Raw genomic sequence first — 23,513 nt, 5'->3', positions numbered from 1 at the left:
GAATGACAATCATTCGGCATAGATCCACTCTATTTCATTCGTACTTTTCCACCAACCATTTTATAAGCTGGTGCACCGCGTATCATGGTTTCTCGCGCAAATATTTGCCCACATTGTGGACATTGCCCCACCGACAGAGTGTAATCTTCAACAATCCGTTCAATAAAACATTTCACTAATGCGCCCTTACCCCCTTTACGATATTTGTATAAAGGCGAGCGACATTTAGCGCAAAAGATATCAACTGTGCGCGTTGGGCCTTTCTTGTTCGGTTTAGCCATAAAGTGAATTTAAAAGAGGATTTACCGTTATGGTATTCATCCTCCCCATATTTGTATAGTCCTCAGAGCCAGACCACGTTTACTACTCACTAACCAGATCTGGCTTTTGGGATAGCAAAAAAGAAACTATTGAGTAACCGACGTGAGTTTAATCTTTTGCAGTGCGTTAAAGATCTCTTTCTTATCGCTATTATGGAGATATTTGGCCGTAATTAACGTCTGGAATTCAGCAAATTGCTGGGTATTGAAGGTTTGACCGGATTTTAAATAAGAAGCGATAGAGGCATTTAACTCGCCGCCAAGTTTAATTAATGCTGGACGCACTACTTTTTTTAAATCTCTTGGTGTGTTGCTAGCCATCGAAAGGTCTGACAACATATCCGCGCGATAGCGATATTGAATCGCTTTAGCTGCAGACATCAAAGAAACAGTAAACGCTTCGGTACTGTCACTATTCAATGCATACTTCGCGCTGCCCGCTTTCGATTTTTCTAACACCACTGCTTCTCGTTTGAGATCTTCGATCGCAAGGTGGTGTTTTGCTTTATACAGCGCAACATCTTGCATGTATCCCATACGCTCATTAATTAACTTGAATACAGTAGTTTCCGAAGGCGCTGCCAATACTGACATAGGCAACACCACTAATAGAGATAAAAATAACGTTTTCATTTTCATGGATTCATCGACCTTTTGACTAACTGTAGAATTTTCTAATATTCTTTTTAAAAGCAATATGTTATGTATCATTTACTGAATAGAAAATCATTACTTTTAGCACAACTATTGTAAGAATTACGAACAAAGTTTGGCAAATCTCATTCATGAACAAGTCATCACTTCAGTTTGTAAAATTTACCAAGCCCGCCTGCGACATTTCATTTACTACAATGAGAAGATTGACGCTTTTTCTTATCTCTGTGGTAAAGTGCGCACCATTAACTAAACAATCCGGCGTCTGGTTATACCGTTCCTTTTATTACTTAAGTACGATTTGGACTCATCACCCAGAAGTCGCCGCATCTGCCTTTTAAAGAAACACGCCAAGAGACGAAGACATATCATGCTGTTTACGACGCTACCTCTAAGCCAACAATTAGTCACGGCTCTACCTGCCACGTTTAGCAATCCCACTGAAATACAGACACTTGCGATTCCTGCGATCATCAATCAACGGGATGTACTTGCCATCGCTCAAACGGGAAGCGGCAAAACCTTGGCTTACGGGCTGCCCCTACTGCAGAAAGCCGTAGAGAAGTCCTCTCCCTTCAGCGCATTGGTCCTCGTACCAACCCGTGAGCTAGCGATGCAGGTGGACGAATCGTTGGGTTTGATCGCGAACAACCTCCATGTAACATCGGTTTGTCTTTGTGGTGGCGTAGATAAAGAGCAACAGAAAGCCGTGTTAGCAACAGGGCCGCAAATACTGGTTGCCACTCCCGGTCGACTTCTCGACCTACTGAGTGAAAATACCTTTGACGCGAGTAATATCAGTACCTTAGTTCTCGATGAAGCTGACAGAATGTTAGATATGGGGTTTTGGAACGACGTTCAACGTATTATTGAAATGCTCCCAATACAACGTCAGACTCTGATGTTTTCAGCGACCTTTCCTGACGTTCTGGCTAATAAAGCCAAAGCGTTACTCGATTCTCCTGAGTTTATTCAGGTGCAAAACACTGACATTCAAGTCAATGCAATCACAGAAAAGCTGTATTTAGTTAATAAAGGTAGCAAAACCAAAGCTCTGATTGACCAAATTAAGAAACACAATTGGCAACAGGTATTGGTGTTTATCGGCAGTAAAGACAATGCAGATGCGCTATGTAAAAAGCTGAACAAAGCTGGGCTTTGTGTCGCAGCGTTGCATGGCAATAAAGATCAGGCAGAAAGAGAAGCAACTCTAAAACAATTTAAAGAGCACGAAGTGAATGTTCTGATAGCCACTGACCTACTCGCACGCGGTATTGATGTAGAAAATTTACCAGTCGTGATCAACATTGACCTGCCATCAAGCGCTGAAGTTTATGTCCATCGAATCGGACGCACTGCAAGAGCTGGCAAATCAGGCATCGCGATGTCTCTTGTGTGCCATGGCGAGACTGAGTATCTGGAAGCGATTAGAAAAACCACGCAACGTGCACTGCCACTAAATGAACTCGAAGGTTTCCCGGTTACCGATAAACCATCGACCGGGGAAAGTAAACGTGCACCGCGGGATAAAAAAGCAAACCGTAGAACTAATCAGAAGAAGAGCATCAAACAATTTCAAGGCAAGGCTAAACGTTAACCCATATTTTAACTAGGGAATATTAGGCAATAATTAAACAATTTTGCACAATCGATAATATCTCGCAGTACTTATAATACAAATCCATCATTAAATGATCCTGCTGCTGCAGTTATCTAAATGCATTCACCGCGTAGCAACTAATCATCCAGATGTTCAATTGAGTACGGAGAGATTCTCATGAGTGACGATATTAACGAGCAAAGAAGAAAAGTTTTAAAAGTGACTGGGGCAATTAGTGCTGCGGCGATGATTACTAGCCCTTTCCATGTATTTGCAACTGAACCTAATCGCCGTATTCCGTCACAAGGTTATGCTGCATTTGATGAATCGGGGATTTTAAAACCTTGGACTTTTGAGCGTCGCCCTGTTGGGGATCACGATATCTTAATCGAAACCAAATTTGCAAGTATTTGCCACTCAGATATTCACCAAGAAAAAGGACACTGGGGTAAACAACAATATCCTCAAGTCCCCGGCCATGAGATTGTCGGTATGGTTGCAGCCGTAGGTAAAAACGTTACCAAATTCAAAGTAGGTGACCGCGCTGGTGTCGGATGTATGTGTGGTAACCATTACCATAAACATGACACTTACGAAGAGCAATACAGTCCAGATACTTTGTTTACTTACGGCTACCCTGATGCACGTTCACCATCTGGTATTACTCAGGGTGGTTATTCTAATAACATCGTTGTTGAAGAAAACTTCGCGGTTCATATTCCTGAAAATGTAAGCTTCCAAGAAGCCGTGCCACTTCTTTGTGCTGGTATCACCACATACTCGCCACTGATGCGTGCCGACATCAAAAAAGGCATGAAGGTCGGCGTTGCTGGTATTGGTGGTTTAGGTCATCTTGCGGTAAAAATTGCTGTATCTAAAGGCTGTGATGTATACGCGTTTACGACCAGCCCATCGAAAGTAAAAGATATCGAGTCATTTGGTGCAACTGCTGTTGTCGTGAATGACCTGTCTAAACTTCAAGAATACTCAGGTCAAATGGATTACGTTATCTCAACGATTCCTTATGATTTTAACGTGGCGGCTTATGCGGCGACAGTGAAACCTTACGGTACATTCACTCAAGTTGGTATGCCTATTCATTCTGAAGTTACAATGAATGCTCTATATCTTGCGTTTTCTCGTGTTAACTTTAATGCCTCTCTGATTGGTGGAATGAAAGAGACACAAGAAGTGGTTAACTACTGTGCCGACAACAAAGTGCTTCCTCAAATTGAAATGATCCAAGCCGATCAAATCAACCAAGCATGGGAAAATGTAGTTGATAAAAAAGCGCGTTATCGTTATGTCATTGATGCAAGTACTTTCTAAGTGCTTTTCATTAGCTAAATTCTATTACCGCTTATACTAAAGCGCTCTGAAGGCTCGTATACTCGAGCCTTCTCTCGTTAACATTCTAATATCAACGAAACTTTCACCATAATTAACTAATGCATCATGTTATAGCTGACACGCCAGCATAGATTGTTCAATATCATTCCAATCGAGCTCTTTATTGCTTATGATTTCAATTCGACTGTCACGACGATACGCCACTTTATCGAAATCATGTTCATTTCCGACTCGATTAAAGAACACCCACGCCCCATCAATACGAATCACACCTTTGATACGTTGTACATCGTCAATAGCTGTCAAAACGCTCTCTAAAGCCCAATAATCAAAAAGGTCATCTCGATGGAACAACCAACCGCAGCTGAATAAACCGCTCCCGTGTCCCTCTTTACGAGCCGGTTTACCTGGTTGAGCCTCTTCATGATGATGCTCGTGGTCATGGTCATGGTCATGGTCAGTATGATGGTGATGATGAGCTTCTGGAAACTGCGCTTTTAGTTGTCCATTACGCACAACATCCAGTAATTCAATATCAAATTTGCCACGAGTCGTACGCCCAATATGTTGTTTTGGTGGAAACATATTACCAAGGCTGGTTTCTGCCAGTTCAACTTGTGATTCGGTCGCCACATCGCACTTGTTAATCAACACAACATCAGCCAGATTTAACTGGTCATGAAAAATCTCGTTGTGGATCACTCCTTCCTGTTCAAGCGAACGTGGATCAAGTAAACAAACGGTCGCACGTAAATCGAGGTCATCCTTAAAAGCCGGCCCCATTAAGGTATCAATGATGCCTTCAGGATGACCAATTCCCGTAGGTTCGATAATTAAACGATCCGGCTTAGCATGTTCAATCAATGAGTGCAGTGTTTTACCTAGTGAAGCACCTAATGAACAGCAGATACAACCACCAGCAAGTTCTTTAATATGTAACCCCGCCTCGTTGGGCATCATCTCTTGATCAATCCCTACCTGCCCGAATTCATTAACTAAAACAGCCCACGATTCCCCTGCTGGCTTTTGTGCCAATAAAGCATTAATCGTAGTGGTTTTACCAACACCGAGAAAACCGGTAATTATATTCGTAGGAATGGCGCGTTTAAAGATATTCATCATGATGATTTATTGATTCCATTGGGGTTGCACACGAAACGGTGCTAATGACTAATGTAATAGTTTAATAACACAAACAAACTTTCGTTTACAAGTTTTCGCTTGATTTCGCTAATATAAAGAGTGGATTAATCCCCACGTTTTCTCACCTTCGACAGTATAAGCGTTATCAAACATGACAATTTGACGATAGATACTAAATAAATCGCTGTTACAATGAATGTATATCACATAACTTTTACTTTTTTTTTGCTCGTTTTGCTACATACATAGCTCGGTCTGCAAGCGCAATAACCCGTTTTGCAACAATTCCCGTATTTCTACCTGTATGCTTGGAATGACAAAAGGTATAAATTCCAGATGAAAATTGCACACAGGGGTCTTCTTGCTCATTCATAGTCATTCGAGTATTCAATTCATTATCTAGTGACTTACACCATTCTTTTGCCAATAACATATCATACTCTGGTAACAATACGACAAACTCATCTCCACCGTAACGCGCAACAAATGCGTCTTCTGGGCAATAATAAGCTAAAATATTAGAAAAGTGACACAGAGCCATATCTCCAGCAGAATGCCCGAACATATCGTTAATAACTTTCAAATTATCAAGATCCAAAAAGACTACAGAAACATTTTTAAGCTTCTGGTCTTCAATAAATTGATTCAACTTTTCGATACATAATTCCCGGTTACTTAACCCGGTTAAGCTATCGTAATACGCGATCTGTTCCAACTGGTTAACTTTGTCTTTAAGAACTTTGTTTTCCAATTCTAATTGCCTGATTTTTTCGCATTCAGATTCGATATTATTATTTTTTCTAGCTAACTTGATATTGTCCGTGACTAAACGAGTGTCGGTAACATCTTGCATATATATTATCTCATATCTAATATTTAGAATATGAAATACAAAACTCATACCACAACATAACCATTTGAATTTTAATAAAAACTATAGCTATAAAGCTATCAACCGCAATGAATTTTACAGGGAATTGTAAATTTATTTACCACACAAGTAGCAAAAATTATTTCCAAACTTTGGTTTATGACTACAAAACATCTAGTACTAACTCTACGTTATTTTCTTGTTAGTTCCAGCCATAAAAAAACACTATGATTGAGTGAGTGGTTACCCCTCAGCTTTCCCGCTTAGAGTGAAATGTTGATAAACTGATATTGTGTGTTTTACAAAGTACTTGTTGCGTGAACGAACTATATTAGTATTGTTCAATCAGTGAAAGACATTCTTGGTCGTTGCATCGTTTGTACATATCAAACCTCCTTTGAATTAGAGATGTGAACATAGAATGCCTTAAACCAGAACAACTGCCCTTAAGTTACTAAGGCAGCTGTTCTGGTAACTTCAAACTCTTTGCTTACTTGAAAGATTAATTTGCCGAGTTCAAAACAAAACGTACTTCAACTCGTCTATTTCTAGCACTCGATGGATCAGCTAAATCGATAGGGTTAGAAGAGCCAAAACCCGCCACAACAATTCGGCTGAAATTTCGCCCATTAAGGCCATCTATCAGTAACTTACGTGCTTCTCGAGCCCTAGCAGCAGAAAGCGTGTAGTTATCATCATAAACTGTGCAATATCGACGAATATCAGTGACAGGCTTTTTCACTGGTCGATTATCAGTATGTCCTTCAATATAAACTCGACCTGAAGGAAAATCTGTTAAAAAGCGGGCAACCATACGATTTAAGCTCGGAATAACTTCTTGTGCACTGTGAGTAATACACGCACTACCGAGAGAAAAAACACTGTCTTTAAGAATCACCTTGGATTGCTCCACATTAAAATAGAGCAAATTATTGTTCTCATCAGAGCTCAGCGTATTTTCAAGTTGGTTGAGCATTTCAACAAGCTTCTTCTCTTGCTCCGCATTCAGCTTAGCCTCTTTATCGAAGTCACTATAAGAATCGATTTTCACCATATTATCAGCGATGATTTTCTTGAGTCGATTTTCTTGCTCAGTGGCGGTCAATACTTGTTGTTTCAGCTCTTCAACTTGTTGGTTCATCACTGCTTTGTCCATGATGCTTTTAACCGTTGACACCACAAAAAACAACATCACAACGGCCATGACACCCGACATCAAATCAGAAATACTCACCCACTCATTTGCTTTATTCTTCATGCGGCAGCCACTGATCTACTTCTTGTCTTCTTCGACAGTTCAGACAAATGCTCGGACATACCTGATAAAGATTCATTGATCGATTTAAGCTCACTGCTGTTCATGTCGATCCCTTCTGATAGCGTATCCAATTTGTTGATAGCAATAATTGCGTTTTCTATCTGATCAAATTGATTTTTTGCCTTTTGCTGTTGGTGTGAACTTTGATTATCTAACTGATTGGTTATGTGCTCAATTTGTTCAACCAGTGTTTTTAAATCTTCTTTATCTTGTAGTGCTGAAATAATTTGGTTGAATTTCCCAGCGGAACCTTTAGCGATATCAGAAATCAGTGATTCAAGATGAGTAGAGTATTCATTGCTACTGATGACTTGTTCACACAATACCTGCATATGAGTACGTATCGCTTCATTCTGTTCCACCGTAACCTCAGCACTCTCTGTAATGGTCTTATATTTATTATTAAGTGACTGAACCTCTTTACTACTTCTTGATATTGCACTTAAACCACTCTTAATGCTTTCTCTCAAATCATTAACTAAGAAGGTTACAGATTCCATTTGCTCATTAAGTGTTTGGCTTGAAAGCCGGAATTCTGCGCTCGATTCCTGCTGTCGTTGCAGTGAATCATTTATCGAACTTTTCACCGTCTCCATCGTTATTTCAACACTATGTGCGTTCTCTTTTACTGCATTTGATATATCACTGGTTGATTGACTCAGATCCTTCGCCATCTCAGTCATTGACCCAGTAAAGGAATCACGCATATCAGAAATAGTACCGCCCAAATCAGTGGTCAGTTTTCCCATCACCATATTCATATTAGATTCAAATGAATTAACAGTTGTTGATAGCTTATCCGCCCCCGCCGAAATGCCTTGCGACGCGAATTTCATTAACTCACCTGACTCACTTAGCGACAATAAACTCTCTTGTGTAGAATCTGAAAATTTAGCCATACGCTGGGAGTTCTCGATTGTCGCATCAACAACATGATTCAAATGAGTAGTAATTGCGTTGAACTGTTCTTTATGCTCACCACTAGACTCAATGAAGGTATGCGATATTTTGTTTAATAGCTTTACACCTTCGCCGTTAATTTCTCTGAGAGAATCAAGTTTAGTTAAGCTCTGAACGATATTCTTCGTCACTTCATTATTTTCAGTGATGACATCCATCATGCGAGATTCTATAGTATGTGAATTTTTAAGTGTCGTAAGTACATTATTGAGCAAAACATTATGACTGTTTGCTTCTTGACGCAGTTCAGAGGTATGCGAAAGCACGTTAGATAATATATTATTACTTTTATCAATCAGTTCATTTTGCTTTTCAAACTGATTCCCTAACGTCGACTTAATCGCTTCAACAATATTTGATGATGCGCCCAACATTTGATTTAAACGCTGTTCTTCTTCATTTTTAAGCTGGCTTTTGTTGTTCGAGTTATCCGTTTTAATTTTATGAGCACACCACTCTAAACGCTTTTCCTCAACCCCTAATAAACCAATGATGACTCTTAATACGATAAATCCAGATATCCCCCAAATCGAGGCTTTAAATTTGGTGCCAAGACCCGTCATCATTTGAGTTAAGCTGCTCATCATTTCGCTGTAATTCTGTCCTGAGACATCAGAATTAATGATGATTGACGCTTGATTTAACGCAATACCTAAGCCAAGAAAAGTCCCTAACAGACCAATAATAAGAAGAAAACCAGGCATCGCTTCGGCAGCTTTTTCTGATTTGGTCGCCACCGTATCACTAATGGTTTGAACATTTCCTTGTTCAGCACTGAGCAAAGAATCGGACGGTGATAAATCACCATTCCAATTATTTTCCCAGTTCTGTTCTTTCGCATGAACTTTTAACGCCACAACAGTAACAATAAGAATAACAAAAATACCAATAGAGAAAATGACTTGCAGCGGTTCATTAAAGTCCGGGATAAAAAATGCTATAAAGTTCATTAGGCAACCACCTCTAACAATGCTTGAGAGCGCTCTTTACAAGCATCTTCAAAAATATTCGCATAATCCAAAATCATGTCCTGTTCATCTTCAGTAAGCGCCTCCCATTTAGTACCATGTTGCATGCAATTGATAATCAACTGTCCGATTTCAGCACTGTCTTCAACCAAAAACGATAGTCCTTCATTTTCAAGTTCAGTTTCACTTTTTTCGATTGTTTGCATTAGCCCTTCAGCTGCATATACATAACTAGTGGTTTCACGTTTACGTTTTGCTAATAGATCAACACGTCCCATTTCCATGGGTAGCAACGCTTCCAATTCATTTAAACGTTTAGTGTTTTCTTCTGACAGCCCGCTAATAATTTGTTCATTTTTCAATCTCTTGTGTTCAATTTTTAGCTTGCTCACTTCATGAGCTTCTTGTTTCCATTCTGACTCAAGCTCTTCTAGAGACTTATACCAAGCTAAAATGAGTTCTTCGAAAACGAACGGAAATAGATTTTTGCCTTTTCGCTCATAAATTAACTGGTCGAGCCGAGCTGAAGTGCCGCTGTCTAACTCTGGTTCTTCTTTTAATAATTCATTAGCAATATCGATTAGGAAAAAATCATCTTCAGAAATGCTTTCAATACTTTGACTGCGCACCAATGTCGCTTCTACTTCCAAAAGCAGTTTTTGGGTCGCTCGCAAACGCAAGTAGTGTTCAAAACCCAACAGATCACTTTTTTCAGATAGCAGATCAAATACTTCGCGATTAATAATGCCATACGCATTAATCATCTTACCCAGAGCAAGGGTCTTTTCTGCTTCCGAGTTACCAGTCACCGCTGTTTCGGCCTCTTGAAAAAGTGCTTCTCGCTCTTTTGCTTCAGCTAATTCTTCATCGGTAAAGAATTTTGACTTTATATCCTTCGCCATATTAATTACTTTACTAATGGCATTACTGATTTTTTTTGCTAGAGGCGTATTTTCAAAGTTTTCAATAAATGCCAGTCCCTTATCTAGGATATTAAGACCAGTTTTTAACCATGGCCAAGGAACAACTTTATCCGCAGCTTGCAACCCTAGGCGAATAGCTGGTATGTGCTTTTTAACGGTTTTAATTACCTTTTTTACCTTGTCGATCACACCTTCTGCTTTTTCAGCCATCCAACTGACTGCGCTACGCGCAACTGACTTGGTTTTTTCCCAAACACTAGAAGCTACAGACGTAACACTACTAACGACATTCGATACAGCAGATGCTATAGAATTCAACCAACCCATTATGCTATTTCCTCATTTTTATTTTGTTTAATCCCAAGCATCGCGACAGCTTGTTCGACACCTGTATCTTTGTTTTTAAAGCTTGGCCTTTCAGTACGTTGTACACTCTTCGCCAATTTAATCTCTTCTAATGCGCTCATGAGTATTTCTAGAGTGAGTTGGTGTTCGGCTTTCTGCTCTTGGAATACTTTTGGCAAAGCGAGCCTCAAGCATTTTCGTATATCGCGTCCTGAAAAAGTCTCACTCTGCAAACTAAGCTCATTAAGAATGTCATCTCGCGCACCAGCAAGGGGAATTTCAGGAACCAAAAATTTATTCCATAATTTCAGTCGTGCGTCGAAATCCGGCAACTCAAATTTAATTTGATAACTAATTCGGCTAATAAACGCTGAATCATAGTTCTTGATAAAATTGGTCGCGAAAATAACGATTCCATCAAACTTTTCAAGTTCTATTAGTAAAGTAGTACGGACCGAATTCACCTCGTTATCAGTGCCCTGAGTCACATTGGAAAGGCGTTTACCCAGCATGGTATCGGCCTCATCAAAAAACAGGACCGCTTGTTCTTGATTTGCCAAGTCAAATACTGCTTGAATGTTTTTGGCACTCTCGCCCATATATTTACTTTCAATATCAGCAATGCCAACTTTGATAACTGGGCGCTGTAACGTCCCCGCTAGCGCTTCTGCCGCTAATGTTTTCCCTGTTCCAGGATCACCATAAAAGTTAATGATTAATGATGCACCATTGGGGTCGACAGATTTGAAGTTCCATTCTTCATAAATCTTGCGATGATATTTCAACTTCGCAATACACTCTTGCAGTGATAATTGAGTTTGGTGCGATAAAATTAAATGTTGCTCAAGATTGTACTTTGCTTCTTGTGCAGTGATAGACAATGTTTGATTAAGGCCATTTAACATATGAAAGACTACCGTTTGTTTTATATTGGCTCGGATACTCTATTGATAAAAATTTGACGCGTAATAAATAACGCCTGAAATTTATTCAAAAATAGAAGTTTCATTATTTTCGTCCTAAGTATTGCATCATATATGCCAACACTTAACAATGGGATTTTTAGGTATTACCAACTAAAGGAGCCTTGTTATATAATAAAATTTACATAATAGTAAAAAATATCACTAAAAATCGTGATTATATTAATTAGGAAATGATTATATACCTATGTTTAAATAATAAAATACACAACAATCAATACGCTAGATTTAAACGCAAAAACTACATATTATTAATGTGAGAATTTTTAGCTAATAATTTCATAATCTTGAATCATTTCATTATTGATAATGATGTAAAATTTAAAACTAATACTATTTTGAAGAATCTTCTATATCCAAGTCCAAAAATCAACTATACCTCTTGGCTGTTCTTTCCATACGATTTGAGTGTTCAATCAGTGTAATGAAAGGACTAAAACCTTTAATGAGTTGCTCAATTTCTACTGAATTAAGATGATTCTCTTTCTCAAGACAAATTAGAAAACAGCGCATAACACAATCAAGCATAAAACCATTCGAAGTCCCTTCAACAATCTCTTTAGAATACTCTAGAACAGCAGCTTTCAATGATTCATAGTCATCTGCATTTATATAGTTAATATTTGAATGCAAAGATGAAAAATCATTTATTTCAGTATAAGACATTACTTGATGCAACATTTCATACAAAGATGCATGCAAAGTTGGTTCGATAAAAAGGCGAGGCATACCAAAGAAACTTTGAAGCTCACGCACTACCTTTTTCAAATCACTGAGAGAATCACTATGTGCAACATCCTCCAACAAGTTTTCTTTATAAAAGGAAATCAAATAGTTATCAGGATCATAATCAGTATCTAAACTTTCCGGGTTACTTTTTATTAAAGAAATAACCTTGGATAATAGAGACTTATCTTTACGTTTCTGACGTTGAAGCCAATCAACGACCTTGGGAATCAGTTCATTAACCAACCAATCATGTGTTGTTTTTGCATCCCAATAATATCTTGGCCCTATTTTGTCACTAGGATGAAAATGATCATTAGGTGTCTGCCATGCTAAAACAACATCGTCGTCAACATAGGAATAATTTACATAAATACTGTCTCGCCGAGTAGGTTTAACCATAACATGATAGCCAGCTTCCATATCTACTGATGGTTTGGAGGTATATATTTTCAACCATTCAGAACCTGAATCAAAAATACTCCACTCGCCTTGTGCCTTAAATGCATCGTTCGCACATGCAAAAGACTTAATTGCATTCCATAATCCACGTTTTATCTGAAGCAACGGAATACTATCTGTGCCTTTTTCACCCGAAGGGAAATAATGTGATTTCCATGTATGTTCAATTAACGCCACACGGCGCTGGTACTCATCTGAAAAAACATTCAGAGCCTCTAGTAAACATTCCACTTCTTCTTTGGAAAGAGAGATACGACAGTTACCGATATCGACAAAATAGCGATCTTTATCTTTGAGGATAAAAGGATGATTAAATGCATCCATTGGCAATTTGGCACCAACAAAATAACGTTCCAATAACTGCTTTGGATTGAGAGTAATCATCACATAAGAGAATTTTCCATTACGAAATTCGATATAGCAGCTCAAGCTGTCATTCTCAAACGATGGAACAAACGCTTTTATCACCACATGGTCATTTATGTGAGATAATGAATCTCCATAAATATCCGTTTTCGAACCTTTATAATTAACCCAGTACGGAGATTCTTCAAACTGGTAAACCCCATACTTTTTCAGATGCCATAATCCATCTTCCCCCCAAAATGCTTCAGTCCACGCCGGGTGAAAATACTTATAAACTAGCTCTGGATAGGATTTAACTAATTTATTAATGTCAGTTGCCTGAATAAGATCTAACTTAATACCTCGAGCGGACAATTCTCTTTTCTGTGCCTCATGAAATGCCAACACTTTAGCATCCAAATGATCAGCAACCAGAATAGTAAATTTCGAAATCGGGAATCCCCAACTATCGTAGTTATCGAGAAATCGGTTTAGTGTTTTCTTGTAATAATCCACTCCGAAATTTTGCACCCGCTTCACCTCATAAAGCGAATAACGGTCTTCACCATCACGATATTCTTTAACAAATACATCGGCACCATTTTGTTTCTGTCCGGTACGGCCAATAGGCTGCACAGAAAAAATATCCTGCCCAAGTCGGTAATTTAAGTGAGAATCCAATAGATCAAGGCAAAAGCTCTCGAACATCAAGGGTTCCATTAAATGAAATGGTAAGCTGCTAACTTGCTGCGTTGCTGGTGCAGGGTATTGATGAATTTCAATATCATGTAGGTATTCGGTTAAAGCCGTCATAAATTTAATAGTCCTTCATATTGGTTAATACTAACCATTAACTATCAACAACTATACCAAACAATAACCTATTGATTTTAATATAAATGTAAAAAGTATCTTTGTTTATAATGGTAAATATATTTCAAATAAGGAAATATATTTACCACTCCAGCAATATTTTACTCAGAACACCACACCTGCAGCTCTGCCATTGTTGTTTTCTTAATAAACAGTTCTGCAGTACCCAAAAGTTTAAGCATCTCTTCTGTCGCTTTTTTCTTACTCATACCCGGTTGAACGATGAAAACCTGAAACTCAACAGGAGTGGTTCTTGCTCGATTTTTTAAACTTTCCAGCATAGCAATATCACCTTTTAAGAACCGACTGTATCCATTTCGATGCCAATGACTTTCACGCTGTTTAATGTGCCTGTACACATACGGTAAGCCTACGTGTTTCCAGCGGACGGAACGTTGCGCTTGACCACACACCTCATAAAGGTCATTAAGCCGAGCTCCTGGTTGTTCGCCATGAGAATATTTGCAGTGATAAAGACTCAGTATAATTTTGTCTGATAAGGATTTAACTGCCACCAAATCGGCCGCTTCGCCACTACCATCATCATTAATGATAATATCGAATTCATCGTTAATACATTGCCAGGTATGATATTGGATGCTGTCAGCAAGTTTTTGTTTGTCCATAGATTCATTGGTAATATTCACGGGCCAGTCCATTGCCGTACAATTGTCACGATGAAACTCACCAATATTGTCCTTCACTTCAATCCAATAACAGTTATAAGAAAATGAACCGTCAGCGTAATAAATATATATAGGGTCTTTAACCATGACATCAATAAGTGGCTCTGGATCTGAGTTACCGAATTGAATAGATATCTGACCTCCATTCAACAGCCGGTAATCATACCCTCTCTTATGGTCGCTGCTAATCTCCAACTCATATTTGGAAGATATTCCATGAGATTCAAAGGTGATAACAGGGTTGTAAGTGGCTTCATCCCAATCTACTTTTAAATCTACTTCATACAGATAATGGCTTGTAGTACCAAAATACACATGGACTTTATCTTCATAACGTTGCTGTAATTGCTCACCCCACTGAACTGAAATGGGCTTACTGCCATGTGGTTGATCGATCTTAATTGGCCGCAAAAAATCCCGAGTAATATTTGCTTCATCAGTATCACCTGAAATCACTTTATCCCACGCCGCTTTTACCCAATCCAACCAATCGGCAACAGAACCTGCTTTGGGGGACCAAACTTTTCCTTTACGCTCAGAACATCCCCATAATACTTTTTCACCCTCTTCATACCCTAAGGCTGCAATATTACTTAAGGTTGATGTCGAACGCTCTACATTACTTAAACCTTCGGTTACATTGGGACCAAAGAACTGAGTAAAGCTGATAGCACCATTTTGAGCAGATCCCAGATTGGTTACTAATGGATACTCGATACCATTCAGTACATTAAATATTTGCTTACCGGACATAACTACGGCTGAATCACCACAGAGTTTTTCCGCCAATTTCTCTACCTTAAATCCCTTATAATCGTTGGAATAGATAAAGAGTCCATTCCGTTCCTGATCCCAATGCGCCATCAGAATTTTATAATTAAGATCCTTGATGTCTTTAAAGTTTCCCCATTTTACAGTCGTACTGGATAATGCCAGGATGACTAATAGATTTTCATCTGTCGATATTGCATGCCACTGGGCATCATGAGTAAACGACAGCTCAACAAATCTTTCTGGATTCCAATACTGGCAATCGGTTTGAAAAAGCATGACAGAAAAAGAAGGGTGTAAATTCCATAGAGAAAGCTGTTTGTGTAAATCGCCTTCTCCTTTTAATGAGTCCACCACTTCCTGTAACCGAACTTCCCGTTCAATCTGATTTTCTGAAAGCCGTCGTAAAACTGCATCCCAGTCAGCATCAATGGCGTAAAGTTTTTGTAATGCACCTTCAATACCAGGATCTGCTATATTGACGACCGCACTGGCAGTTCCCAGATTTTCTTTGTTTGAAACACGAGTAAAGCGACCAATAAATTGCAGGGTAATAGCTAAGCTTTTGTGGTGATCGTGAATAGCTGCAATTTTCAAATTAGGTAGATCGTATCCCTCTCCCAACATATCAACACAAACGACAATTTTGGCAGTTTTATTTTTTAACGCTTCCAGGCGATGATTCTGCTCTTTTTTAGACAATGTTGAGTAGACTAGAATAGGATTAAGTTCAGGAGCTAATTTGCGGTAAAGTGCATAGACAGCTTGAGCTCGCTCTTTTGTCTTGGTTCTAGCCATCATTAAATGATCATAGCCCTTTTCCCAATCCTGCCTCAGAATGCTCAATGCTTTTTCAGCTATAGCAGTATCCATCTGGTTTTCAAAATACTCCTCCACAGGCTGCAGTTGCACACTGGTAAAATATCCGGCCTGTTGAGCCTCGCTCATCGTATAGTTGTAGATAATGCGAGCCCCTAAACTTTGCGTATCATTTCTGAATGGTGTCGCAGTAAATTGCACCACGCGTTTACCTTTAAATTTGTCTCTGATCTCCGACCATTTCTGCGCTGAAATATGATGAGCTTCATCAACAAATAAATGACTGCACTCTCGACAAATAATGTCAAGAACGTCTGGTGAAGAGTACTTAGACGTTAAGATTTGTGGCGTAGCAATTAACACATTAGATTTTGCAAGAAGCTCTCTCGCTTCTGTTGCTGTTTTTATTCGCCGCTTAATCTTGGTTACCGCTGGGAACAAGATATCATCTTCGATTACCCCCAATTCTGGCAGACAGCCTAGCGTTTTAAACTTATCCCCAACCTGATCGCGTAATGAATTTGACGGCACCAACACCAACACTTTATGACAGCGGTGATAAATGGTGGTCGACAACATTGTTTCGGTTTTCCCGGTTCCTGTTGGCAACACAACCGTACAGGGTTCAATATTGGTGCTACGGGAAAATTCAGCCGATATGGCGTGGAGTGCGCCTATTTGAGGGATGCGAAGCCCGGAAATACCATGCTCAATCTCTTCAGTTTTAAACCGAAACTTACCAATCCAGTTTTCGGTAATCTGTTCAGGTGTACATTCGCCAAGCGGCTTCAACGGATGACGAATCCAAACGAGGTCCGTTTCTTCATTGAGTGAATTTATTTGCGATGGAACCTTCACTTTCAAAACGGGTAAATCATCACAACTATCCAGATTAACCTGACCGTTTTTAACAATGTAAAACTGATCAAACGGTGATTGTCTGTCGGTTTTCACGTATACAATGTCATGGTGTTCTGTTAAGAAAACATCAGCCGTTACACTCATTGAGTCATGAGCAAAACGTTCGACTAGATTTTCCCCGACCTTACAGCTTGGAAAAAAGTATGCTGGGAATATGATCTGGGTTGAATAAGTATTTGGCATCAGTTGGCATCTCCCGTTGAACTGTTGGTACAATAGCCATATCAACAAACATGCCAAACGCTAACATTTTGATTTTACTATGACTAACCGTTAAATCATATTTTATAAAAGGAAATAATTTTTCTAAAATAGTAAATTTGTTTACCATCAATGAGAGCACCAAACGTCTCTTACCAACTCGAAATCATCGTATTGTTGTGAACTACTATAAGACATAGATTTTTCATCCAACATATTTCTCGACATTGGCGTAATATCTGTAAGTTTGTCACGCTGATCATGGTTGTTTGGTTCTTCAAAACCACGGTCATAAATCAAACCACCTTTTGCAGTGAATAAGCCTCTTGGATGCAAAAAGCCAGAACCACTATCATCTGCGCAATACCAATATAAACGTATGTTCTCTGGCATTTCAGCTTTAAATGCATCAAGTGCAGTTTGCCTTAAAACCCAGTCTCGTTTCCCGTCTTCCTCAGAAAAAATATGAAACTCAACTTCAGCTTTACAACACAAATCCATCATCGCAAGTAACGTTTTTTTGTAGCCATTTTTAGTTAGGCAAATATACGGATCATAAATAGTAACTTTCTCAGCCCCTATTAATAACGCTTTTGCAGCATCGGCTAAATCCTCGGCATGTCTACGATAGTGGGTGACAAATTCAAAGTCATCATCATCTAAATCTGTTAACGCATGCACATAGACCGGTAACTCATTAAATGATTCTTCAACGAGCCGATGAAACGATTCATTATCATGACTGGCTCTGGCAGCATCTGCCCAAGTATCACCGCTATACTGTCGGTTGAAAGCAACGACTTTTCCTTCTTTGAATCGTCTTAATCGTTCAATCAGCTTCTCTCTGCCTACGCCGTTATTTATAGCTTTCAATCGTTCTGCGACATCTCTAAACCATGCTTTAGGAAAGCTCGATAATACCGTCCCTTTATCAAAACCTAACCTTGCCTCTAGTAAAGCAAGATCCTGAAGTGTATGGATTTCTGATGGTGCAACTGCAATTTCTAAATGTAACATCAGAACAATTCCTCCCCGCGTTCCTCAAAGAACCCATTTGGCCAAGGAGCATCAAATTCTCCTTCATCAGTTGTTTTTATTGGGATCAATTTAGTCTGGCCTTTCTGCTGTTCACAAAAAATAATTTGTACATCTTGTTTCTTGCAACCGAAAGGAAGATACGAGATTTCTTCATCTGCCGTCTGACGACGTCGTTTTAATAAGCGTAAGAGGATATGTTCACTGTGACTTTCAATAAAAAACATCCGATCAGGATTATTATGCACCGCTTCCAACATCATATCGGCCAAAGATAGTTGCCATTTAGGGTGAATATGCAATTCTGGCTGCTCACAAGATACCAAAAGTTCTTTGTCTATACTGGTTGCAACAACAAAAGGAAATACCTGAGAAATACCAATACCCACATTTGTCGGGGTTAGTTTAATCCCTGTATTTACTTCAGTTAACTCCACTCTTTTTTCTGATTGTGGTTCTTCACCATAAGTTACTGGCTGAAATTGATAACCCGCATTAAAAAATTCTGGAGAATTAAATTTTTTATTCACTGAATCATGAAGTGCCATTTTTGCAAAAGCAAAGGTTTCCCAACCGGCCGTGCCATCATACCAGCGATCTGAATTGGATTTTTTATTTAATACAGTGGAACGGGTTGGCACTATACGTAACGGTCCAATATGGATCAGATCATTGAGTTTTTTGGCAAGTAATTTTAAAGGCGCTAATGTGGCTTGAGATAATGCAGCTTCAATAAAAAGCATGGAGTCTATGGGCAGTGCAACTTTCGTTTCCCATTGTAAAGTAGAATCAGATAAATCAAGTCGCTTATCTATACGAGGTAAAGAATCTTGAATTTCAATGGTGATATTTTTCCACTCACCTGACGGAAACAAGTTTTCTATTTTAAACTCATCTTCGACTTCCCAATGAGGTAGCGGTTGGTAATGACTAATTTGACTATTTGGCATTCCTTGCTTTGTTTCAATCTGAAAAAACTTGATTCTGTGGCTACTGCACTCATATCGGCTAACAAACGCCCTTTGCTTTTGCCGATCCCAACGGATATCAATTTCAAAGGTGAATACATCTGTTTCAGCATCAGGGGTTAACATAAGTGAATTTTCAAGAAAAAATCGCTCTGAATCAGATAAGTAGTCATCCCAAATATCCGATGCACCATCTCTAAAATCAAGCGTTGCACCTAACGTGATGACACCATCAAGTTGTTTACCATGGACCAGATTATGAAAACCACCAAAGTAAAGTGCTTCGCCCGTTATCGAGCTGTATTGTGCATCAAAATTACGTTTAGCTACCACTTCATAAAGATATAGCAAAGCATGAAGTACAGTACTTTTACCCGTGCTGTTAGCGCCAAAAAACAAGGTAATGGGAGCAAGAGGAATGGTGGCTTTGTTTTTAATTCCTTTAAAGCCACCAATCGTCAGAGAGGTGATTTTCATTGAAGCATCCGTGGGAAAATAAGTTTAGTGACATTATGCCACTAAACCCTATGCGACATGTAAACCAATATCAAAATTAGTGCATAATAATTCTGATAATCAACACGGTCAGCCATTCACCTTACTATCAACCTAATTAGGATTGACCGGAGAAGACTAATGGGGAAAGCAATGGAAACAGCAAGAAAGATGACTACTGGTAACGACTGTTACATTGAGAGTGCGAAATGGCGTCAGTAAAGACATCCCTAGCGCCTAAACGGAACCACATTACTCATATCACCAGAAAGTGGAGTTACTTCCGTGATGAGTTGAACGTATTAAAGCAAGCGCTCAATTGGGATAAAGCGCTGCTTCTTGTTGTTCACCGTAATGCTCTTGGTTTGAGCATTAATATAGCTAGAAATCTCAAACGCCAACGGCTGGCTTAAACGTTCGAGATTTCTATCCTCTAAGGTTTGCGTCACCCATTGAGCGGCGTCAGCGATATGGCCGTTAATACTCAGGTCGGTGTTTTTAATCCACAGTGATGTGAATCAATATCATTGAGTTTTGACAGCAGCGTAGCAATATCATGATGGCCAATTAAGCCGCATATTTCCAAGGCTTCGACAAAGGCAAATTGCCACTCTATTTTTAGCCTCTCAGCGAGTTCATCTGGCGTGAAAAATTGGCGATTAAGTGGAATAAAATAGGTAAAGCGGCTATTGGCTTCACAAACGATTAAGGTTTTATCCACCGAGCGGTAAGGGTTTTCAATCAGATGCCCCTGCCAGCTCATGGTAACGGTATTCGAACTTAGCTTATTGACTCCGGCTTGTTTGCCTTGCTCCGTTGGTAAACGAGGAAAATCAGCTTTGAGCCATTTATTAAACGCATTGCTAGCACTAAATTGAAGTTGCTTGCAAACCTAACCTTTGATCAAAAAAGAGGCATCCTAAGATACCTCTGACATTTATAGTTGGCCTGAAAAAGCTTTTTTGGAAAGTGAATTAAACAAGTCAGAATAAGAACTATCTTCTTTTAAATCATTGTCATTGATTGATCGGACAATTTTTAGATACTTATCCTGTAATTCGATAGGAGGAATAAAAGGTACAAACTCACTCAAAACAGTTTTATTTATAGTTGCAATACCAGTAGTTTGCTTCCCTACTTTGAGAAAATACCGTTTACCACGCTGAGATGCTATCAAGGCACTCAAGAATTCTGGCCTAACGGTATCGAAATCGTTTACTCGTACTGAAAATATATGGTTTTGATGAATACAGTTATCTAACTCATCTGACCATACATGCCCACGTCCTAATTTATCAGGATCTCCTCCTTCTGTAAGAAGGATATCCCCCTTGAGCAACTTACATTTTTCAGCATCTTTCTTAGATACTGTAATTTCTTGTATCGACGTTAAATCTAAATAACCATCTTGAACATTAGCCACTCTCATATATGGCAAAGTAACGGCATTTTCAGAAGAGACTTTTTTCCCTTTGGTTACACCTGAGCGAATATCTGCGATATCTTTTAATATATGCTCATCCCACCCCTTCGGATTAGTAACCGGATCACCAAACATCTCCAAAAACACGCTACGCAAAAACTCATCAGTCAGTTTGATGGCTTGTTGACGTTTCTGACGGATGGCATCGGCTTTATCCAAAATCGCGGCGATGCGTTTTTGTTCGGCTAGTGGGGGGAGTGGTATTTCAAGCTCTTTAAAGTTTGTTACTGTAAAACTTGCTTGGTTTACCGATTTTTTTGTAATCCTTGGTAATTGCGCCAAAAAGACACCACTCGAAAAAAAGTGATATAGAAATTTAGGTATCACTTTTCCATTTGCTCTGAAACATAAGAGGTTCATGCCATGAACAATATCATTACGCTCTTCTTCAAAAATCGCACACTTGCCTAAGTGTTTCTCGCTATTGATATGACTGATTAGAATATCATCCCTTTTTAAACGATATTCCTGATAATCATCTTCGGACAAATCGGCATAACCACATTTATCTAGGTTTACAACTCGCTCTGCTATGGTTTCAATTCTTGTGATCTTTAAACCAGAGGCAGTAGAAGATTGCTTAATTGATGCACCATTACGTACAAAAGTTGCAATTTCACCTAACTTCACTACTGGCCAGCTCATAGCATCGACTCCAGCTCATTCAAATCAGCCAGGATTTCATTTTCCAATGCTTTTAGTTTACCCAGAATCACTTTTGGATCTTCATAGGTTTCTGCTTGGTAGACCACTTCTTTATAGCGGTTGATAGAGAGGTCGTATTTCTGCGCTTTAATATCGGCTTTGTCGACAATAAACGCTTTTTGGGTTTTATCTTGCCAGCTATCCAGTGGTGTTTTGTTGATCACGGCTTGTTGATAGGCATGATACTGTTTCACCAAGTCTGGCAAGTCGTTGTCTTTGATTGGAGTACGCTTGTCATCCAACGACAGTCCATCGGCTTGCACATCGTAAAACCACACCTTGTCGGTGCTGCCACCTTTAGTGAAAATCAAAATCGCAGTGGATACACCAGCATATGGTTTAAATACGCCACTTGGCAGAGAAATTACCGCTTCCAATTGGTTGTTTTCTACTAAGCGTTGACGCAAAGTTTGGTGAGCTTTCGAACTGCCAAAAAGCACGCCATCTGGCACAATCGTCGCACTGCGGCCACCCACTTTGAGCATGCGTTCAATTTGAGCAACAAACAGCAGTTCGGTCTTTTTGGTTTTCACCACTTTCAAAATCGCGGGATCCACATCCTCTTCATCCAAGCTGCCTTTAAATGGCGGGTTAGCGAGGATGATATCGAAGCTGTTTTTCGCTTCAGTAGGATGACGTTCGGCAAAGCTCTGGCTCAAGGTATCTTGGTAAACAATGCCCGGCTCTTTCACCCCGTGCATCACCAAGTTCATCGCTGCCACTCGTAGCATGGTGCTATCAAAGTCAAAGCCATTGAACATGCGATAGTCGATATGACGACGGTTTTCTGGGTTAAGCAGATCGCCCGTGTAGATAAGATTGAACATCGGTTTGCCGTCGTTATCGAGCAGCGGTGTACCATCTGGATTAAACAGCGGCTCTTTCTCCACCCCTTCTGGCGATGAATATTTTTCCAGTAGATATTCGTAAGCCACGGTTAGAAAACCGCCCGTACCACAGGCTGGGTCACAAATGCGATGCGTCTCTTCAATATCGAGCATTTCCACCATGGCACGAATGATATGGCGCGGCGTGCGGAACTGGCCGTTGATCCCTGCCGTAGTCAATTTAGAGAGCAAGTATTCGTACAAGTCGCCTTTTACGTCTTTGTTTTCTAAAGGAAGTTCACTCACCAAATCCACAGCGCGAGCCAATAACGACTGCTTCTGAATCATCAGCTGAGCCCCCTGCATAAACTCAGCAAACAAAGTACCTTCACCTGCCAGATCAGCAAAAAACGGGAACAATTCATCTTTGACTAACGGATACAACTCTTCTGCACTTTTATGACGAAACTGCTCCCAGCGGATATGTTGTTTATCATCTGGGAAACGACGCGGAAATGATTTACCGGTGCGGGCACTGCGTCTTTCATCATTACGCTCGTTCATATCTAACATACGAGCATAAATCAGATAAGTAATCTGCTCGATCACAGTCAGCGGATTAGTGATGCCACCAGTATGGAATTCGTCCCAAATTTTATCGACTTTGCTTTTTAATTGACCGTTAATCATGGTGTTCTCATTGTGATAAATTCGCTGCATTATCAGCGTAATAGTATTGTTGGCTAGTGTACCTTTTTCTG

The 23,513-nt window shown here is 39.5% G+C and carries 18 protein-coding genes; 3 read left to right on the top strand and 15 right to left on the bottom strand.

Features of this window, described 5'->3' with window-relative positions; genetic code table 11:
- Positions 1-29: 29 nt before the first annotated feature.
- Together I1A42_RS16705 and aroQ are read right to left on the bottom strand one after the other, a co-directional pair.
- Positions 30-281, bottom strand: coding sequence for a hypothetical protein (locus tag I1A42_RS16705; protein ID WP_161158005.1), 252 nt, complete (start codon positions 279-281; stop codon positions 30-32).
- A 126-nt stretch (positions 282-407) separates the two neighbouring features.
- On the bottom strand, positions 408-953 hold the full coding sequence (aroQ, locus tag I1A42_RS16700) for a gamma subclass chorismate mutase AroQ (RefSeq protein ID WP_196124126.1): 546 nt from the start codon (positions 951-953) through the stop codon (positions 408-410).
- Between the two features lie 391 nt (positions 954-1,344).
- Between aroQ and I1A42_RS16695 the strand changes: the two genes are divergently transcribed.
- Together I1A42_RS16695 and I1A42_RS16690 are read left to right on the top strand one after the other, a co-directional pair.
- The gene (locus I1A42_RS16695) at positions 1,345-2,571 is read left to right on the top strand and encodes a DEAD/DEAH box helicase (protein ID WP_196124125.1); all 1,227 of its coding nucleotides are present in this window, start codon (positions 1,345-1,347) and stop codon (positions 2,569-2,571) included.
- A 180-nt stretch (positions 2,572-2,751) separates the two neighbouring features.
- The gene (locus I1A42_RS16690) at positions 2,752-3,903 is read left to right on the top strand and encodes an NAD(P)-dependent alcohol dehydrogenase (protein WP_196124124.1); all 1,152 of its coding nucleotides are present in this window, start codon (positions 2,752-2,754) and stop codon (positions 3,901-3,903) included.
- Positions 3,904-4,032: 129 nt separating this feature from the next.
- Here the strand turns inward: I1A42_RS16690 and I1A42_RS16685 are convergent, their stop codons facing one another.
- From I1A42_RS16685 to I1A42_RS16640, 10 genes are all read right to left on the bottom strand, one after another.
- Complete coding sequence (locus I1A42_RS16685) at positions 4,033-5,046, bottom strand: CobW family GTP-binding protein (protein ID WP_230389592.1); 1,014 nt, start codon at positions 5,044-5,046, stop codon at positions 4,033-4,035.
- A gap of 235 nt (positions 5,047-5,281) precedes the next feature.
- Entirely contained in the window at positions 5,282-5,920 is a 639-nt protein-coding gene (locus tag I1A42_RS16680) for a GGDEF domain-containing protein (RefSeq protein WP_196124123.1), read from the bottom strand.
- Between the two features lie 520 nt (positions 5,921-6,440).
- The gene (locus I1A42_RS16675; RefSeq protein WP_196124122.1) at positions 6,441-7,196 is read right to left on the bottom strand and encodes an OmpA/MotB family protein; all 756 of its coding nucleotides are present in this window, start codon (positions 7,194-7,196) and stop codon (positions 6,441-6,443) included.
- On the bottom strand, positions 7,193-9,166 hold the full coding sequence (locus I1A42_RS16670) for a hypothetical protein (RefSeq protein ID WP_196124121.1): 1,974 nt from the start codon (positions 9,164-9,166) through the stop codon (positions 7,193-7,195). Before I1A42_RS16670 ends, I1A42_RS16675 begins: the two co-directional genes overlap by 4 nt.
- Complete coding sequence (locus I1A42_RS16665) at positions 9,166-10,317, bottom strand: hypothetical protein (RefSeq protein WP_196124120.1); 1,152 nt, start codon at positions 10,315-10,317, stop codon at positions 9,166-9,168. The genes I1A42_RS16670 and I1A42_RS16665 overlap by 1 nt, the downstream gene beginning before the upstream one ends.
- A 116-nt stretch (positions 10,318-10,433) precedes the next feature.
- Positions 10,434-11,357, bottom strand: a complete 924-nt coding sequence (locus I1A42_RS16660; protein ID WP_196124119.1) for an ATP-binding protein — start codon at positions 11,355-11,357, stop codon at positions 10,434-10,436.
- A gap of 447 nt (positions 11,358-11,804) precedes the next feature.
- On the bottom strand, positions 11,805-13,781 hold the full coding sequence (locus I1A42_RS16655) for a hypothetical protein (protein WP_196124118.1): 1,977 nt from the start codon (positions 13,779-13,781) through the stop codon (positions 11,805-11,807).
- A gap of 161 nt (positions 13,782-13,942) precedes the next feature.
- Positions 13,943-17,221, bottom strand: a complete 3,279-nt coding sequence (locus I1A42_RS16650; RefSeq protein ID WP_230389591.1) for a DEAD/DEAH box helicase — start codon at positions 17,219-17,221, stop codon at positions 13,943-13,945.
- 147 nt (positions 17,222-17,368) lie between these two features.
- Positions 17,369-18,256 (bottom strand): hypothetical protein, encoded by an 888-nt coding sequence (locus tag I1A42_RS16645; protein WP_196124117.1) that lies wholly within the window; start codon positions 18,254-18,256, stop codon positions 17,369-17,371.
- Positions 18,256-19,719, bottom strand: a complete 1,464-nt coding sequence (locus I1A42_RS16640) for an AAA family ATPase (RefSeq protein WP_196124116.1) — start codon at positions 19,717-19,719, stop codon at positions 18,256-18,258. Before I1A42_RS16640 ends, I1A42_RS16645 begins: the two co-directional genes overlap by 1 nt.
- 227 nt (positions 19,720-19,946) lie before the next feature.
- On the opposite strand from I1A42_RS16640, the gene I1A42_RS24775 reads away from it, so the two are divergent.
- Positions 19,947-20,150, top strand: coding sequence for a hypothetical protein (locus I1A42_RS24775; RefSeq protein ID WP_230389589.1), 204 nt, complete (start codon positions 19,947-19,949; stop codon positions 20,148-20,150).
- Positions 20,151-20,221: 71 nt separating this feature from the next.
- Here I1A42_RS24775 and I1A42_RS24770 read toward each other — a convergent pair whose 3' ends face one another.
- The 3 genes from I1A42_RS24770 to I1A42_RS16625 form a co-directional block, all read right to left on the bottom strand.
- The gene (locus I1A42_RS24770; RefSeq protein WP_230389578.1) at positions 20,222-20,500 is read right to left on the bottom strand and encodes a hypothetical protein; all 279 of its coding nucleotides are present in this window, start codon (positions 20,498-20,500) and stop codon (positions 20,222-20,224) included.
- A gap of 174 nt (positions 20,501-20,674) precedes the next feature.
- On the bottom strand, positions 20,675-21,865 hold the full coding sequence (locus tag I1A42_RS16630; protein ID WP_196124115.1) for a restriction endonuclease subunit S: 1,191 nt from the start codon (positions 21,863-21,865) through the stop codon (positions 20,675-20,677).
- Positions 21,862-23,442: a class I SAM-dependent DNA methyltransferase gene (locus tag I1A42_RS16625; RefSeq protein WP_196124114.1), complete on the bottom strand. Its 1,581-nt coding sequence runs from the start codon at positions 23,440-23,442 to the stop codon at positions 21,862-21,864. The genes I1A42_RS16630 and I1A42_RS16625 overlap by 4 nt, the downstream gene beginning before the upstream one ends.
- Positions 23,443-23,513: the final 71 nt, after the last annotated feature.

This window comes from Vibrio nitrifigilis (assembly GCF_015686695.1).
In the GTDB taxonomy this organism is placed as follows: domain Bacteria; phylum Pseudomonadota; class Gammaproteobacteria; order Enterobacterales; family Vibrionaceae; genus Vibrio; species Vibrio nitrifigilis.
Note: the sequence above shows the minus strand (reverse complement) of the source record. Positions and strands in the feature narration are given on the sequence as shown.

What these genes read in the sequence shown, in the direction of transcription:
- I1A42_RS16705 (WP_161158005.1), bottom strand. Translation starts at nt 281, where the DNA reads ATGGCTAAACCGAACAAGAAAGGCCCAACGCGCACAGTTGATATCTTT.
- aroQ (WP_196124126.1), bottom strand. Translation starts at nt 953, where the DNA reads ATGAAAACGTTATTTTTATCTCTATTAGTGGTGTTGCCTATGTCAGTA.
- I1A42_RS16695 (WP_196124125.1), top strand. Translation starts at nt 1,345, where the DNA reads ATGCTGTTTACGACGCTACCTCTAAGCCAACAATTAGTCACGGCTCTA.
- I1A42_RS16690 (WP_196124124.1), top strand. Translation starts at nt 2,752, where the DNA reads ATGAGTGACGATATTAACGAGCAAAGAAGAAAAGTTTTAAAAGTGACT.
- I1A42_RS16685 (WP_230389592.1), bottom strand. Translation starts at nt 5,046, where the DNA reads ATGATGAATATCTTTAAACGCGCCATTCCTACGAATATAATTACCGGT.
- I1A42_RS16680 (WP_196124123.1), bottom strand. Translation starts at nt 5,920, where the DNA reads ATGCAAGATGTTACCGACACTCGTTTAGTCACGGACAATATCAAGTTA.
- I1A42_RS16675 (WP_196124122.1), bottom strand. Translation starts at nt 7,196, where the DNA reads ATGAAGAATAAAGCAAATGAGTGGGTGAGTATTTCTGATTTGATGTCG.
- I1A42_RS16670 (WP_196124121.1), bottom strand. Translation starts at nt 9,166, where the DNA reads ATGAACTTTATAGCATTTTTTATCCCGGACTTTAATGAACCGCTGCAA.
- I1A42_RS16665 (WP_196124120.1), bottom strand. Translation starts at nt 10,317, where the DNA reads ATGGCTGAAAAAGCAGAAGGTGTGATCGACAAGGTAAAAAAGGTAATT.
- I1A42_RS16660 (WP_196124119.1), bottom strand. Translation starts at nt 11,357, where the DNA reads ATGTTAAATGGCCTTAATCAAACATTGTCTATCACTGCACAAGAAGCA.
- I1A42_RS16655 (WP_196124118.1), bottom strand. Translation starts at nt 13,781, where the DNA reads ATGACGGCTTTAACCGAATACCTACATGATATTGAAATTCATCAATAC.
- I1A42_RS16650 (WP_230389591.1), bottom strand. Translation starts at nt 17,221, where the DNA reads ATGCCAAATACTTATTCAACCCAGATCATATTCCCAGCATACTTTTTT.
- I1A42_RS16645 (WP_196124117.1), bottom strand. Translation starts at nt 18,256, where the DNA reads ATGTTACATTTAGAAATTGCAGTTGCACCATCAGAAATCCATACACTT.
- I1A42_RS16640 (WP_196124116.1), bottom strand. Translation starts at nt 19,719, where the DNA reads ATGAAAATCACCTCTCTGACGATTGGTGGCTTTAAAGGAATTAAAAAC.
- I1A42_RS24775 (WP_230389589.1), top strand. Translation starts at nt 19,947, where the DNA reads ATGGCGTCAGTAAAGACATCCCTAGCGCCTAAACGGAACCACATTACT.
- I1A42_RS24770 (WP_230389578.1), bottom strand. Translation starts at nt 20,500, where the DNA reads ATGAGCTGGCAGGGGCATCTGATTGAAAACCCTTACCGCTCGGTGGAT.
- I1A42_RS16630 (WP_196124115.1), bottom strand. Translation starts at nt 21,865, where the DNA reads ATGAGCTGGCCAGTAGTGAAGTTAGGTGAAATTGCAACTTTTGTACGT.
- I1A42_RS16625 (WP_196124114.1), bottom strand. Translation starts at nt 23,442, where the DNA reads ATGATTAACGGTCAATTAAAAAGCAAAGTCGATAAAATTTGGGACGAA.